The organism is Alphaproteobacteria bacterium (assembly GCA_020638555.1).
Lineage (GTDB): Bacteria > Pseudomonadota > Alphaproteobacteria > Bin95 > Bin95 > JACKII01.
Map to the genome: position 1 here is coordinate 370,825 of JACKII010000001.1, position 14,792 is coordinate 385,616.

At 68.6% G+C, this 14,792-nt stretch carries 16 protein-coding genes; 7 read left to right on the forward strand and 9 right to left on the reverse strand.

Translation table 11 applies throughout. From position 1 onward, the window contains the following. Positions 1-50 precede the first annotated feature (50 nt). Both H6844_01735 and H6844_01740 read right to left on the reverse strand, forming a co-directional pair. Positions 51-1,004 carry an ABC transporter permease gene (locus H6844_01735; GenBank protein ID MCB9928128.1) on the reverse strand — a complete coding sequence of 318 codons (954 nt, stop codon included), beginning with the start codon at positions 1,002-1,004 and terminating at the stop codon, positions 51-53. Positions 1,005-1,028: 24 nt separating this feature from the next. Continuing rightward, positions 1,029-2,000, reverse strand: a complete 972-nt coding sequence (locus tag H6844_01740) for an ABC transporter permease (GenBank protein ID MCB9928129.1) — start codon at positions 1,998-2,000, stop codon at positions 1,029-1,031. A 152-nt stretch (positions 2,001-2,152) separates the two neighbouring features. Here H6844_01740 and H6844_01745 point away from each other — a divergent pair, with 152 nt between their 5' ends. Further along, positions 2,153-3,784, forward strand: a complete 1,632-nt coding sequence (locus tag H6844_01745) for a long-chain-fatty-acid--CoA ligase (GenBank protein ID MCB9928130.1) — start codon at positions 2,153-2,155, stop codon at positions 3,782-3,784. 22 nt (positions 3,785-3,806) lie between these two features. On the opposite strand, the gene H6844_01750 is transcribed toward H6844_01745, so the two are convergent. The 6 genes from H6844_01750 to gloB form a co-directional block, all read right to left on the reverse strand. Further along, complete coding sequence (locus H6844_01750) at positions 3,807-4,652, reverse strand: metallophosphoesterase (protein MCB9928131.1); 846 nt, start codon at positions 4,650-4,652, stop codon at positions 3,807-3,809. Between the two features lie 30 nt (positions 4,653-4,682). Beyond that, on the reverse strand, positions 4,683-6,905 hold the full coding sequence (locus H6844_01755; protein MCB9928132.1) for a mechanosensitive ion channel family protein: 2,223 nt from the start codon (positions 6,903-6,905) through the stop codon (positions 4,683-4,685). Next, positions 6,902-7,804, reverse strand: a complete 903-nt coding sequence (locus tag H6844_01760; GenBank protein MCB9928133.1) for an ABC transporter permease — start codon at positions 7,802-7,804, stop codon at positions 6,902-6,904. The genes H6844_01755 and H6844_01760 overlap by 4 nt, the downstream gene beginning before the upstream one ends. Then, entirely contained in the window at positions 7,801-8,763 is a 963-nt protein-coding gene (locus H6844_01765) for an ABC transporter permease (GenBank protein ID MCB9928134.1), read from the reverse strand. The genes H6844_01760 and H6844_01765 overlap by 4 nt, the downstream gene beginning before the upstream one ends. 70 nt (positions 8,764-8,833) lie before the next feature. Further along, complete coding sequence (locus H6844_01770) at positions 8,834-9,268, reverse strand: cupin domain-containing protein (protein MCB9928135.1); 435 nt, start codon at positions 9,266-9,268, stop codon at positions 8,834-8,836. Between the two features lie 14 nt (positions 9,269-9,282). Next, entirely contained in the window at positions 9,283-10,053 is a 771-nt protein-coding gene (gene gloB / locus H6844_01775; GenBank protein MCB9928136.1) for a hydroxyacylglutathione hydrolase, read from the reverse strand. 66 nt (positions 10,054-10,119) lie between these two features. Here gloB and H6844_01780 point away from each other — a divergent pair, with 66 nt between their 5' ends. Continuing rightward, positions 10,120-10,920 (forward strand): methyltransferase domain-containing protein, encoded by an 801-nt coding sequence (locus tag H6844_01780; GenBank protein MCB9928137.1) that lies wholly within the window; start codon positions 10,120-10,122, stop codon positions 10,918-10,920. A gap of 175 nt (positions 10,921-11,095) precedes the next feature. On the opposite strand, the gene H6844_01785 is transcribed toward H6844_01780, so the two are convergent. After that, positions 11,096-12,499 (reverse strand): FliI/YscN family ATPase, encoded by a 1,404-nt coding sequence (locus H6844_01785; GenBank protein MCB9928138.1) that lies wholly within the window; start codon positions 12,497-12,499, stop codon positions 11,096-11,098. A gap of 121 nt (positions 12,500-12,620) precedes the next feature. Here H6844_01785 and H6844_01790 point away from each other — a divergent pair, with 121 nt between their 5' ends. Genes H6844_01790 through H6844_01810 form a run of 5 tightly spaced genes read left to right on the forward strand, consistent with a single transcriptional unit; the run spans position 12,621 to position 14,774 of the window. Continuing rightward, positions 12,621-13,013: a flagellar biosynthesis protein FlgG gene (locus tag H6844_01790; protein MCB9928139.1), complete on the forward strand. Its 393-nt coding sequence runs from the start codon at positions 12,621-12,623 to the stop codon at positions 13,011-13,013. 44 nt (positions 13,014-13,057) lie between these two features. Beyond that, complete coding sequence (flgC, locus tag H6844_01795) at positions 13,058-13,453, forward strand: flagellar basal body rod protein FlgC (GenBank protein ID MCB9928140.1); 396 nt, start codon at positions 13,058-13,060, stop codon at positions 13,451-13,453. 15 nt (positions 13,454-13,468) lie between these two features. Beyond that, on the forward strand, positions 13,469-13,816 hold the full coding sequence (locus H6844_01800) for a flagellar hook-basal body complex protein FliE (GenBank protein ID MCB9928141.1): 348 nt from the start codon (positions 13,469-13,471) through the stop codon (positions 13,814-13,816). Positions 13,817-13,846: 30 nt separating this feature from the next. After that, complete coding sequence (gene fliQ, locus H6844_01805) at positions 13,847-14,113, forward strand: flagellar biosynthesis protein FliQ (GenBank protein MCB9928142.1); 267 nt, start codon at positions 13,847-13,849, stop codon at positions 14,111-14,113. 16 nt (positions 14,114-14,129) lie between these two features. Then, positions 14,130-14,774: a lytic transglycosylase domain-containing protein gene (locus H6844_01810; protein MCB9928143.1), complete on the forward strand. Its 645-nt coding sequence runs from the start codon at positions 14,130-14,132 to the stop codon at positions 14,772-14,774. The last annotated feature ends 18 nt before the right edge of the window (positions 14,775-14,792 follow it).

Consider the following 14,792-nt stretch of genomic DNA (forward strand, 5'->3'; position numbering starts at 1 on the left):
CAAATCCCAATTCCAGCACTGAACATACAACTATGGAGATTTGATGGCCATCACCGGCGCAGCTTGGGATTGAGTGCGTCCCGCAGCCAGTCGCCGATAATGTTGACCGACAGCACCAGGAGGATGAGCCAGAGCGCGGGAAACAGGGTGATCCACCACTCGCCGCTGAACAGGTACTCGTTGCCGATCCGGATCAGCGTGCCCAGCGACGGGTTGGTCGGCGGCACGCCGACACCCAGGAAGGAAAGCGTGGCCTCGGCGATGATCGCCAGCGCCAGGCCGATGGTGGCGATCACCAGGATCGGCCCCATCAGATTGGGCAGGACATGGCGCAGCATGATGCGGCGTGCCGGCAGGCCCAGCACCTTGGCGGCGGCGACATAGCCCTTGTTCAGTTCCACCAGGGTGGCGCCGCGGGCGACGCGGGCGAACCGGGGCCAGTCCGAGAGGCCGATCGCGACGATCAGGACGAAAATGGCCACGTCCTCGAACGCGACGCCGGTCAGGATGGCGCGGTCGGCCAGATCGGTGAGGACCGAGCGCACCACGCCGGCGATCAGCAGCGCCACCAGAATGCTGGGGAAAGTCAGCTGCATGTCGGCGAGGCGCATGATGACGGCATCGACCCAGCCGCCGAAATAACCGGCGACAATGCCCAGGCCGACGCCCAGCACCATGCCGAACCCGACCGCCGCGAAGCCGACCACCAGCGACACCCGCGAGGCGTAGAAAATCGACGAGAGGATGTCGCGGCCCTGTTCGTCGGTGCCGAGGGGGAAGGCGGGGACGCCGGACTCGGTCCAGGCGGGCGGGGTCAGGCCGTTCATCAGGTCGAGGCAGACCGGCTCGATGCAATGGGGGGCGATCAAGGGGGCCAGGGCCGCCACCGCAAAACAGGCCAGGGTCGCCAGCGTCGCGGCAATGGCCAGCGGCGAGCGTTTGAAACTGTAGACCAGGTCGCCGTCGAGGAAGACGCGCAGGCGGGATTGCTGGTTCTGGGCCATGCCGGTTGCGGGCTCCCCCTTGGGTCAGCTGGTCTGCGTGCGCAGGCGCGGGTCGACGACGAAATAGAGCACGTCGACGAGGAAGTTGATGGTGACGAAGATCAGCGCCACCAGCATCAGATAGGCGGACATCACGGGGATATCGACCAACTGCACCGCCTTCAGGAACATCAGGCCGACGCCCGGATACTGGAACACCGTCTCGGTGATGATCGAGAAGGCGACCAGCAGGCCGATATTCAGGCCGGCAATGGTGATCACCGGCACCAGCGTGTTGCGCAGTGCATGCCGGTAATAGACCGTCCGGCGGCCGAGGCCGCGGGCGCGGGCGAACTTGATGAAGTCGGTCTGCAACGTCTCCAGCATCTCGGTCCGGACCAGGCGCAGCACCAGGGTCATCTGAAACAGCGACAGCGTGATGGCGGGCATGACGATGTGCGCCCAGCCGTCGAGCGTCAGCAGGCTGGTCTGCCACAGGCCGAGATCGACGGTTTCGCCCCGTCCGAACGACGGCAGCCAGCCGAGGATCACCGAGAACAGATAGATCAGCCCGATGCCGATCAGGAAGGTCGGCAGCGACACGCCCACCAGGGAAACGGTCATCAGCAGCCGCGCGCTCCAGTGATAGCGGTGGATCGCGGTCACCACCCCCAGCAGCATGCCGAGGCCCATGGCCAGAACCGCGGAGACGAACACCAGTTCCAGCGTGACCGGCAGGCGGCTCGCGATCAGTTCGTGCACGGGCTTCTTCCAGAACCAGCTCTGGCCGAAATCCCCCTGCACGGCATTGCCGACGAAGTGCAGGAACTGGATGTAGAACGGGTCGTTCAGCCCCAGGGAGTCACGAATGGCCGCGCGCTGTTCGAGCGAGGTGTCCTGGCCGACCAGGTTGGCGACGGGGTCGCCGACGAACGTGAACAGCAGGAACGACAGCAAGGCCACCGCCAGCATGACGATGATCGACTGAAAGATTCGTTTAACCAGGTAGGCGAACACGACTTGCGTCCGATCAACTGTTTCGATGCAAAAGGCAATCCTTCCCCGAATAGCGATCCGCGACGCCTGAGGCAAGGCCGGCCCTTGCAGGATGGCGCCAAGCGGGGCATTGATCGGGGAGTGCAAGCATAATCGATCAAGGACCCTCGCCCATGTTCGCCAATATGATGGACAAGCCGCTGCTGATTTCCAGCCTGATTGCGCACGCCGCCCGGTATCATGGCGAGACCGAGATCGTCACGCGCACGCTGGACGAAGGCATTCACCGCTACACCTGGGCGGATGCCGAACGGCGGTCGAAACAACTGGCCAAGGCGCTGACCGCGCTGGGCGTGCAGCCGGGGCAGCGCGTCGGCACCATGGCCTGGAACACCTACCGCCATCTGGAGGCGTATTACGCCATTGCCGGCCTGGGCGCGGTCACCCATACCATCAACCCGCGCCTGTTTCCGGAGCAGATCGACTACATCATCAACCATGCCGAAGACCAGTATGTGTTCGTCGACACCTCCTTTGCCGAGCTGATCGCCGAGCAGGCGCCGAAGCTCAAAACGGTGAAGGGGGTGATCTTCATGTGTCCGCGCGAGCACATGCCGGCCGTGACCCTGCCGAATGCGCTCTGCTATGAGGAGCTGATCGCGGGCCAGGACGCGGATTACGAGTGGCCGCAGTTCGACGAGCGCAATGCTGCGGCACTGTGTTACACCAGCGGTACGACGGGCAATCCGAAGGGCGCGCTGTACGGCCACCGCTCGACGCTGTTGCACACCTTCGCCGCGGTCTCGCCGGACGGGCTCGGCATCGGCTCGCGCGAGACGGTGATGCCGGTGGTGCCGATGTTCCATGTCAACGCCTGGGGCATTCCCTATGCCTGTGCCATGGCCGGCGCCAAGATCGTCATGCCGGGCCGCGACATGGACGGCAAGAGCATCTGGGAATTGCTGGACAGTGAGAAGGTCTCGCTGACGGCGGCGGTGCCGGCGGTCTGGCTCGGCCTGCTGAACCATCTGCGCGCGACCGGCAGTACGCTGGAGCATCTGGACCGGGTGGTGATCGGCGGCAGCGCCTGCCCGCGGGCGATGATGGAGGCGTTCCAGGACGATTACGGCGTCGAGGTGCTGCACGCCTGGGGCATGACCGAGATGTCGCCGCTCGGCACCGTCAACACGCCGAAGCACAAATACCGGGACCTGACCGGCACGCCCAAGGTGGACCTGCAGCAATCCGCCGGCCGGCCGCTGTTCGGCGTCGATATGATGATCGTCGACGAGAACGACCAAGAACTGCCCTGGGACGGCGAGAGCGTCGGCGAACTGATGGTGCGTGGCCCCTGGATCATCGAGAAGTATTTCAACACCGACCCGCAGCCGGCGCACCGCATTCCCGGCTGGTTCGGCACCGGCGATGTCTGCGCCATCGACCATGACGGCTATATCTGGATCACCGACCGGATCAAGGACGTGATCAAGTCGGGCGGCGAATGGATTTCCTCCATCGACCTGGAGAATATCGCCGTCGGTCATCCGAAAGTGGCCGAGGCCGCCGTCATCGGCATCTTCCACCCGCGCTGGGACGAGCGGCCGCTGCTCTGCGTCGTGCTGCAACCGGGCGAGACGATGACCAAGGACGAAATGCTGGCCTGGTTCGACGGCAAGATCGCCAAATGGTGGACGCCGGACGACGTCGCCTTCGTCGACGATCTGCCGCACACGGCGACGGGCAAGCTCTCCAAGCTGCAACTGCGCGACCGGTTCAAGGACTACACCCTGCCGACGGCGGGGTGAGGGGGCCGCGGGGGCGGGCGGATCAGCCGCCCCGCAAGCCCCGCTCGGGCAGGTGGATGGTGGAGCCGCGGAATTTGTTCCAGTTGCGGACGTCCAGGTTCAGGAACAGCGGCGGCTCCACGAAGCTTGCGGTGAAGCCGGACCGGGTGAAACGGTAGCGCATATAGCCGAGGCGGGCGGCCCCCGGCAGCTTGCGACCGCCCATCAGAAAGGCGGTGGCCGGCGCCCAGATCAGGCGGGTCGGGCCGACGCGCAGGCGGCGGTAGCGGTGCAGGTGGCCGCTGCCGACCAGGGCCACGCCATGGCGTTCGCAGAGCGACAGCAGGCGGGTACGGCCCTCCGGGAACAGGGCGGTGAGATGGCGGCCCCGGTCGGTCGGCTCGCGCACGAACAGGGGCTTGTGCACCCAGAGCGCCAGGCGGCGGTCGCCCGCATCCGCCAGCGTCTGTTCCAGGAACGCCCATTGCGCGGGCTCGCTCGGCAGGCCGCTGTCGATGAGCTGGGCGTTCAGGCCGACGAAGCGCCAGCCCGCCAGATCCTCCGCCCACCAGTCGGCGTCGATATGGCGGTGGAAGGTGGCGCGTAGCGGCTCGGTCAGCGGGTGGTTGTTGCGTTCGTCCGGTGGGGTGTCGCCGGCGTCGTGGTTGCCGGGGATGGCGCGCCATCGCACCGGCAGCCGGTCCAACTGTTCGCGGGCATAGGCGAACTCCCAGTCCCGGTCCGGCCCGTTGACGCAGACATCGCCGGTGACGAAGACGAAGTCCGGCGGATCGGCCTGCATTTCGTCGACGAACACGTCCCAGTTGTCCTGGAACCAGGCATGGGTCGGCGACAGGTGGATGTCAGACACCTGGACGATGTCGAGCATGGGGGAGGTGTCTCCGAGACGGGGGGCGGGTCAGGCTTTGGCGGCGGCGTTCTGTTCGGCTTCCAGCACGGCCTGGGCCGCGCTGGCGCCCTCGTCGCTGCCATGCTCGCCCTCCACCTGGATGCGGCGGCGGGCGAACTGGATGCCGTTTTCCATGAACAGGCGCTGGATGTTGAGATTGGCATAGCGGCGCAACAGGAATTGCTGGCGCGGCTTGCAGGTGAACTTGGTCCGCACCACCATGCCCGCCTCTTCGATCCGCGTGACGCCCTGGCATTTCAGCGGGTCGATGAAAAGGTGGCCATAGTCAGGGTGTTCCAGCATCTGCTGGCCCAGCTTCTTGATCATCTTGCGCACCTTTTCGATGTCGGTCTCGAACGGCAGCAGGAAGTCCTGTTTGTAGATCACCCAGTCGCGGCTGTAATTGGTGATGTGGCGCAATTCGCCGAACGGGATGGTCTGGACCATGCCGCGATGGTGGCGCAGTTGCATGGAGCGGATCGAGATTTTCTCGACCTCGCCGCGCAGATTGTCGATCTCCACATATTCGCCGACGCGGAAGGCATCGTCGATCAGGAAGAAAATGCCGCTGACCACGTCACGCACCAGCGCCTGCGCGCCGAAGCCGATGGCGATGCCGACGACACCGGCACCGGCCAGCAGCGGGCCGATATCCACGCCGATATTCGACAGGATCATCAGCGCGGCGATGGCGATGATGACCACCAGCATGGTGGCGCGGAACAGGGGCAGCAGGGTTTGCGCCCGGGTGCCGATGACGGCGCTGCCGCCTTCGCCTTCGCCGACGCCGGTCATGTCGGCATTGGCGAGCGCGATGGCCTTTTCCCGCTTGATCCAGCGGTCGATCCAATCCCGCAGAATGGCCCAGACCGCGGCGGCGATGACGACGGTGACCGCTACCCGGACCAGGCTGCGGACGACGAACCGTCCGTCGGGGGTCTGGAGCAGGGCCAGCAGCGGAATACCGGCGCCCTGGGCCAGGAAGGCGAGCGCCAGCGCGAGCGCCAGGCCCACCAGCGTGCGGCAGGTGATGCGGGCCGTGCCCCGTTGCAGTTCGCTGTCGGGGTCGGTCGGGGCCAGCCAGGCCCGCAAGGTGGCGTCGATGGTGGGAATGCTCATGAACAGCACGAGCCCCAGCAGGGTTGCGGTGTTGCCGTGTTCGGCACCGAGTACGGCGTTCAGCACCCAGAGGGCGCCGGCAATGGTCAGCACGCCCAGGCCGAGCCAGGGCCAGGCGCGGAGAATGGGCGGCGCCGGCGGCGCGACGCGGGCGGTCAGCAGATAGACCACGCCTAGCACCACGGCGATGACGGCAACCGCGATGCGCAGGATCGCCACCAGTTCCTCGCCGCCGTTCAGCAGTTCGACCAGGCCGACCGAGGCGTTGGACAGGGCGTAGAGGAAGGCGATCAACACGGCAAGCCAGGTCGCCCGCTTCGCGGTGCGGTCGTCCATGACGAACAGCCGGTGTTGGGCCATGCGCGGGGCGAGCACGAAGCGGGCGGTCACCCAGACCAGCAGGGTCACGGCGACGGCGCCCGCGGCCGCCTCGACGAACAGGCGCATCGGGTCGTTGCTGTCGAAGAAAACGAAGGTGATGGCGATGCAGACCAGGCCGAACACCAGGATGCTGACCAGCTCCAACGCCAGGCGCGCGGCCAGCAGGCCGAATTTCAGCGGCCAGTTTTCGGTGTCCTGCTCCAGCCAGCGCCGGCACCGCTGGCGGGTAAACCGCTGGACGCCGAACGCGACAAGGCCGCCGGCGCCGAGGGCGACGGCCAGGGCGAACAGCCCCTCGGGCATGGGCGACTGGTTGGTCAGCAGCAAATGCATGAAGGCGAGGCGGTCCGGCAGGGCCCGCCAGAACTCGCGGATGTCGCGGAAATGCTCGCCCAGCATGGCGGTGGCCATCCGCCGTTGCTGCAACAGCATCGCGAACTGGTTGGGCGATTCGGCGGTTTGCGCCGTGGTCTCGGTCGCGGCCGCCCGGGCGTGCAGTTCCGAGATCAACACGGCGCGCGCCTCGCGGTCGCTGAGCGGGGCGACATAGGCCTCCACCTGATCCGGCCGCAGGTCGGCCGGCGGCGTCGGTGCAGCGGCGGCAGCGGGCGCGGGCGCCGTACCGCCCTGGGTCAATGCCAGTGTTGCCGGGTTGGCATGGCCCACATGCGGAACGGCCAGCAGCAGGGCCAGGAGAGCGAGGGCCAATGACAGGGCGGTGATCGGTTTCATGGTGGATTTTCCCACTCTGTTGCTCGTGGCGCCAGCGCATCTTGTAACGCATCGCCCAGAAAATTCACGCAGATTACCGTTACGAAGATAGCGATGCCAGGATAGACCGCGAGCATCGGGGCTTGCCAGATCAACTCTTGCGCACCGGTCAGCATATTGCCCCAGCTCGCCGTGGGCGGCTGGATGCCGAGGCCGAGAAAGCTGAGCGCGCTCTCGAACAGGATCACCTGGCCCATGGCCAGCGTGGTCGCGACGATGAGTGGGCCGGAGACGTTCGGCAGGATGTGGCGCAGCGCCACTGCTATGGGCGGCACCCCCAGCGCGCGGGCGGCCCGGACATAGCCCTGGGCCCTTGCGGCCAGTGTCGCGCCGCGCACCAGCCGGGCCGGGGTCGTCCAGCCGACCAGGGCGACGATGACGACAATGCGGGCGAGGCCGAAGCCCTGGTCGCCCGCCAGGGCGTCCAGGCCCAGCTTGGCCGGATCGATGGCGGCGAGCACGATCAGCAGCGGCAACAGCGGCAGGGCGATGACGCTGTCCACCAGGCGCATCAACAGCGCGTCGAGCCAGCCGCCGCTATAGCCGGCGGCCAACCCGATGACGGTGCCGAGTCCGGCGGCGGCGATGGCGGCGGTGACGGCGACGCTCAGCGAGACCTGCCCGCCCTCCAGCAGGCGCAACAGCACGTCGCGGCCCAGCTCGTCCTGGCCGAGCGGGTGGGCGGCGGACGGCGGGCCGAACTGGCCGAACAGGTCGACGGCACCGGGGTCGATGCCGAGCGCCGATGCCAGCCAGCCGGCGCCGAGCGCGGCGACGGCCAGCAGGGCCAGCACCGCCAGCGAGGCGAGGCCGAAGCGGTGGCGGCGAAACCGGTGCCAGGCGCGGGCGCCGGGGCTCATGCCTGCTCCAGCCCGCCGAAACTGACGCGGGGATCGATGGCGGCATAGGCGATGTCGGCGGCCAGATTGGCGGCCAGCGTCACGCCGGTGCCGAACAGGAGCGCAACCAGCGCCAGATTGTAGTCGTTGCCCATGACCGCATCGAACAGCAGCTTGCCCATGCCGGGGTAGCCGAACATCATCTCGACGATCAGGGCGCCGCTGAACAGGCCGCCCACGTCCAGGGCCAGGATCGAGACCACCGGGATCAGGGCGTTGCGCAGCGCATGACCCCAGATCACCGCCGCCTCGCTCAGGCCCTTGGCACGGGCGGTGCGGATATGGTCGGCGGCGAGCGCGTCGCGCATGGCCGCGCGCATATAGCGGGCGATGCCGCCCGCCTGCAGCAGGCCGAGGGTGAGCACCGGCAGCACCAGGTGATAGAGCCGCGGCCCGAGGCCCGGCTCCAGGGCGACGGCGCTGGCGGGGAACCAGGGCAGCGTCACCGCGAACAGCAGAATCAGCAGCAGCGCCAGCCAGAAGGCCGGCATGGCGACGCCGGCAAAGCAGACCAGATTGACGATATAGTCCAGGCGGGAATGCGGCCGGGCGCCGGCGGCCATGCCGGCGGGCAGGCCCACCAGCAGCGCCACCAGAAAACTGCCGCCCATCAGCAGCAGGGTCCGGCCCAGGGGCTCGACCAGGGCGGCGATAACGGGGGCGGCGAACAGGCGGGAATAGCCGAACTCCCCTTGCAGCGCCTGCGCGGCCCAGGCGAGATAGCGTTGCAGCCAGGGCTCGTCCAGGCCATAGAGGGCGCGCAGGCGGGCCACGTCGTCCGGCGTCAGGCGGGGGTCGGCGGAAAGCGCCAGGTCGATCGGATCGCCGGGCATCAGGCCGATCAGGCCGTAGATCGCCAGCGACATCAAGGCCAGCACCACCAGGGATTGGGCCAGCCGCAGGACCAGAAATCGCGCCACGCTCCCTCCTTCGGACCGTTCGCCCCCGCACTATCGACCCGCACTCATCCGGTTGCCGGAGGCCGGGGCCTCAGGGCAGCGGATCGCCCGGTTGCCAGTCGGGCGGGGCCATGCGGAAGCCTTCGTAGACGAAGCCGGGGGCGCAGGTGCCGCCCACCAGGCTCCAGCCGCCATGGCTCTCCGCCCGCGCCCAGGCGCCTTTCGGCACGATGGCCTGGGGCCGTTCGCCGGCGGCATAGTCGGTGCCGAGGCGGTGGATTTCCACCGTGCGACCGTCGCGGCTGACCGAGAGGCTGAGCGGCGCGCCGGCGTGGAAGCTCCAGACCTCGTCCGCGTCGATCATGCGCCAGCGCGAAGGCCGGGCGAGCGGCGGCATATAATAGATCGAGGTCATGGCGCCGCGGCTGCCGCCCGGCCCGGCGGCGCGGAACACCTCGCGGAAATAGCCGCCTTCGGGATGCGGCTGGAGGCCGAGCGCGCGCACGACCCCCTCCAGGGACGGCATGTCCTGGCTCACGCCTAGAAATTGTCCTTGCGCTTGCGGATTTCCGCAAACACGTCGGCCGGGTCCGCGCCCGCCATGCCGACGGCGGCCTGCAGGGCCGGGTCGTCGGCGCGCAGGAACGGGTTGATGGCCTTTTCCTGGCCCAGCAGCGACGGGATCGTGCCCTTGCCCTCGGCCCTGAGCGCGTCGATCTCGGCGGCCCGTGCCTTCAACGCCGCGTTGTCGGGATCGACGGCGACGGCGAAGCGGGCGTTGGACTGGGTGTATTCGTGGCCGCAATAGACCCGGGTCGAATCCGGCAGCGCCCGCAATTTCAGCAGCGAGTTCCAGAAGCCCGGCGGGTTGCCCTCGAACATGCGGCCACAGCCGAGCGCAAACAGGGTGTCGCCGCAGAACAGTGCGTCCGAGTCCTTGAACCAGAAGGCGATGTGGCCGGTGGTGTGGCCCGGCACCTCGAACACTTCCGCGGTCTGGGTGCCGACGGCATAGCGGTCGCCCTCGGAGACCAGGACGTCCATGCCCGCGATGCGGGCGGCCTCGGCACGGGGGCCGACGATCGGGCAGCCCCATTTGGCCTTCAATTCCTGGTCGCCGCCGATATGGTCCATATGGTGGTGGGTGTTGAGGATGTGCGTCAGCTTCCAGCCGCGCGCGGCCAGGGCGTCCTCGACCGGTGGGGCCTCGGCCGGGTCGACAACCGCGGTGTCGCCGGTGTCGGCGTCGTGCAGCAGATAGACATAGTTGTCGCTCAGCGCGGGCACCAAAACGATCTCTAGGGCAGCCATGACGTGCCTCCCATATGTGGCGTGGCGGGCAAGGGTCTGGCACGTTCTAGCATTGGTGGAGGTGGAATGAGAACCGACGTTCGGCATTTGCGCGATTTCTACGCCACGCCGCTGGGCCAGGCCGCCGGGCGGCGGCTGGAAGCACGGGTGCGGGCGCGCTGGCCGGACGTGCGCGGCCTGCGGGTGGCCGGGGTCGGCTATGCCGTACCGGCGCTCACGCCGTTTCTGGGTGAGGCCGAGCGGGTGGCCGCGCTGATGCCGGCGACCCAGGGTGTGGTGCCCTGGCCGCGTCAACTCGCCAATGTGGCGGTGCAGGCGGAGGAGGTGGACTGGCCGTTGCCGGATGCGATGCTCGACCGGCTGGTGCTGCTGCACGCCCTGGAAACATCGGAGCAATTGCGCCTGTTCCTGCGGGAATGCTGGCGCGTGCTGGCGCCCGGCGGCCGGCTGCTGGCAATCGTGCCGAACCGTAGCGGCCTCTGGGCGTTGCAGGACGGTATCCCGTTCGGCCAGGGGCGGCCCTATACCGGCCGACAACTCCGCCGGCTGCTGCGCGAGCAGATGTTCGAGCCGCTGGCGACCGAGCGGGCCTTGCACCTGCCACCCGTGACCAACCGCACCCTGTTGCGTGTCTCTGCCCCGTTGGAACCCCTGGGGGCGTGGCTGATGCCGCGCTTCGGCGGCGTGCTGCTGGTGGAGGCGGAGAAAACCGTGGCCGGCGCCGTGCCGGTCCGCGCCCGGGTGCGCCGCTATCTGCCGGAACTGGGCGTGCTGCCAAAGCCGGAGGGCTTGCCGCTGCCCGGCGCGGCGCGTCGGGAGGCGGCGGCCGGCGATCCGGCCGACCTGCCTTCAGGCGGTCGCGCCTAGGGCGCTTTTGGTCCTGGTTGAATCACTCTCCTGCCCCATTCTCCCGCGGAAGCGGGAGCCCATGCCTGAGCGCTTCTCACAGAAACCGGACTCTGTCTTTGTCTCTCAGGCATGGGTCCCCGCTTCCGCGAGGACAGGGAAGATGGGGGGTGAGCCAGCCGGAACAGAATCCGCCCTAGCGCAAGGCCGGCGGCCGCCGCGGCGCGGTCAGGGCGGTCTGGTCGAGGATGGTCTTCAGAAAGCCGAAGCTTTCCGCCACGACCGGCCGTTCCGCCCCGGTGGCAAGGAATTTCTCCAGCGGCTCGTGCGCGGCGATGGCGGCGTCGGTGTCCGGGTCGGTGCCGGGACGGTAGGCGCCGAGCCGCAGCATGGTCTCCATTTCCCGGTGCAGGGTCATGCGCCGGCGCGCCTCCAGCAGCAGCGCGTTTTCGGCCTCGCTGGCGCAGAAGGGCAGGGTGCGCGAGACGCTGCGCAGCACGTCGATGGCGGGATAGCGGCCGCGCTCGGCGATCTCCCGGTCCAGCACCACATGGCCGTCCAGCAGGCCGCGCACCGCGTCGGCCAGCGGTTCCTCCTGGTCCGATCCCTGCACCAGCACGGTGTAGAGCGCGGTGATGTCGCCCGATGACGGGTCGTCCCGGCCGGGGCCGGCCCGTTCCACCAGATGGGCGAGCTGGGCGAAGGTGGAAGGGGGAAAGCCGCGGGCGCTGGGCGGCTCGCCCGCGGCCATCGCGATGTCGCGATGTGCCTCGGCGAAGCGGGTCAGGCTGTCGACCAGCAGCAGCACCTGGCGGCCGCGGTCGCGGAAATACTCGGCCAGCGCCGTGGTCAGGTGCAGCGCCCGGCGCTTCAGCAGCGGCGGGTCGTCGGAAGTGGCGACCACCACCACCGACCGCGCGAGCCCTTCCGGCCCCAGGGTGCGCTCGACGAACTCGCGCACTTCCCGGCCGCGCTCGCCGATCAGGCCGATCACGGCGACGTCGACCGCAGCGCGCGCGGCGAGGGTGGCGAGCAGGGTCGACTTGCCAACGCCGGAACCGGCGAACAGGCCCAGGCGCTGGCCCTGGCAGAGCGGCAGGAAGGCGTTGAAGACATGGGTGCCGGTGTCGAGCCGCGGCCCCACCGCCCGGCGCTCGGTCGCGCGGGGTGGGTCGGCCAACAGCGGCACCGCCTCCGCCCCCGGCGGCAACGGGCCGTGGCGGCGAAGGTCCAGCGGCCGGCCGAAGCCGTCGACAATGCGCCCCAGCCAGCCGGCGTCCGGACGCACCGGCTCGCCGTCGCAGAGCGTCACCCTCGTGGCGGGGGCGACGCCGTCGGCCTTGCCGTACAGCATGACCAGATGCCGGCCGTCGCGAAAGCCGATCACCTCGCCCATGACCGCGTTATGCGGATGCGCGCGGGTCTCGATCCGGCAGAGCGTGCCCACCGGTGCGAACCCGTGCAGGCCCGCCACCTCCAGCAGCGGCCCGCGCGCGGCGGCGACCTGGCCGAACACGGCGAGCGGCTGCGGCTCCAGCGCCTGGAGGGCGCGGGTCAGGCGGTCGTAAGTGGCGAGGCGCGCACGCGCTGCGGTGAACATACCCGATGACCTAGCCGGGGTTTGGTGAACGGCGGGTTACCGGGAATGCGGTTCGATTTGCACCGATTTTTAAGGACCTTCGGCGCATAAGGGCGGCGGTGGGAACGAATGGAGGTGTTCCATGTTGAACGGGATCGGCGTGTTCGACCTGACCTCGGCCCGGCTCTCGTACGAGACCGCGGGCCTGCGGGTCGTGGCCGACAATATCGCCAATGCGGATACGCCGGGCTTTCATGGCCGGGCGGTGGTGCCGTTCGAGGAGACGCTGCGGCATGCCGGCGGACTGCCGCCGCTGGTGCCGGGCGCCACGCGCCGGGCTTATGCCGATGGCGGGGCGACGGTGGTCATCCCCACCGAGGCCGCCGCGGTGGACGAGGAAGCGCCGAACCGGAACACCGTCTCGCTCGAGGATGAGATGATGCAGGCCGCCCGTCTGCGCGCCGGCCACGCCCTGGCGGCGACCACGTTCGAGAAAAACCTGGAACTGATGCGACTGGCCGTGGGGTCGTCGTAGGCGGTTTCGCCCGGTTTGCATGACCTTGCCTCTGGGAGAACCCGATGCAGGACAATTTTTCCCAAATCATGACGATCAGCGCCGCCGGCATGCGCGCCCAGGGCCAGCGGCTCAAGGTGGCGTCGGAAAACCTGGCGAATGTGGATTCGCCCGGCTACCGCCGCAAGCTGGTGTATTTCCGTGAGGCGTTGGACGGCAACGATGACACCTCGTCGGTGCGGGTCGACCGTATCGGCCGGGACACCGCACCGCTGACCCGGAGCTATGACCCGTCCAACCCGCTGGCGGACCGGGACGGCTATGTCACCACCTCCAACGTCAACCCGCTGATCGAGATGATGGACATGAAGGAGGCCGACCGCTCCTACAGCGCCGGCCTGCGCGCCTTCGACCAGGCGCGCGACATGTTCATGCGCACGCTCGACCTGTTGCGCCGCTAGGGGAAGGCCCGACCCATGGATCTGAATGTCAGCCGCGCGCTGGCCGGCTATGCCGCTGCCCGCAAAAACGCCCCGCCCATCGGCGAGGTGCCGGACAAGACCACGGCGCCGAAGGCCCTGGGGGCCGGAGAGAGTGTCGACAAGACCAAGGATTTCGGTGCCGTCGTCGGAGACATGGCGAGTGAGGCCGTTGGCACGCTCCGCACCGCCGAGGCGAAATCGCTGGAGGGCGTGGCCGGCGAGGCTGACGTCCAGTCGGTGGTGGAAGCCGTGGCCGCGGCCGAGATGACCATGCGCACCGTGGTCGCCATCCGCGACAAGGTGGTGGAGGCCTATCACGATATCCTGCGGATGCCGATCTAGCCCGGCACCGAGCGGAGAAAGGGCGGGCCCATGTCGGCCGAAGCCTTGATGGATCTGTCGCGGACGGCGGTCTGGACCGCGTTGGTGGTGGGCGGGCCGGTCATGGCGGTTGCCCTGATCGTCGGCCTGGCGATCGGCTTGTTTCAGGCCCTGACCTCGATCCAGGAGATGACGCTGACCTTCGTGCCGAAAATCGTCGCCATCCTGCTGACCCTCTGGCTGCTGGGCGATTTCATGGCGACCGAACTGGGCGATTTCCTCAAAGGGCCGATTGTCGATGCGTTGTCCCATATTTAGCGCTGGCGTCGGGTTGGTGTTGTTGCTGGCTGCGGCCCAGGCTGCGCCCCGTGCGGCGCCGACCGTCTGCGCGAGCGCCGCAGCCACCGCCGCGCGCGAGAGCGGCGTGCCGGAGGAATGGCTTCAGGCCATCGCCCTGGTGGAAAGCGGCCGCGTTCAGCGTCAGGGCCGGACCGCCTGGCCCTGGGCCGTGAACGACCATGGCGAAGGGCTCTGGTTCGCGAACAAGCGCGAGGCGGTGCGCCATGTGCAGCGGCAACTGGCCGCCGGTCGCACCTCGGTCGATGTCGGCTGTTTCCAGATCAACTGGCGCTGGCACGGCGAGGCGTTCGACGGTGTCGCAGACGCGTTCGACCCGCTGGCGAACGCCCGCTATGCCGCCCGCTTCCTGCGCCAACTGCGCGACGAGACCGGAAGCTGGCCGGAGGCGGTGGGCCGCTACCACTCGGCGACGCCGCACCTGAACCGCGCCTATCGCGCCCGCGTCGCCCGCGCTCGCGAGGTGGTCGAAACCGGGCCGCGGCCGGTGCGGAGGGCGCTGCCACCGGCCGCCGGCGGCGTGGTCCTGGCGATGCTGCATGCGGCGGAGCCGTTGCTGCGCGCGCCGGCCCGACCCTTGCTGGTTCGCGCCGAGCCCGGCATGGGAGGCCATGGCCAATGACCGCCTCGCTGCGCGATT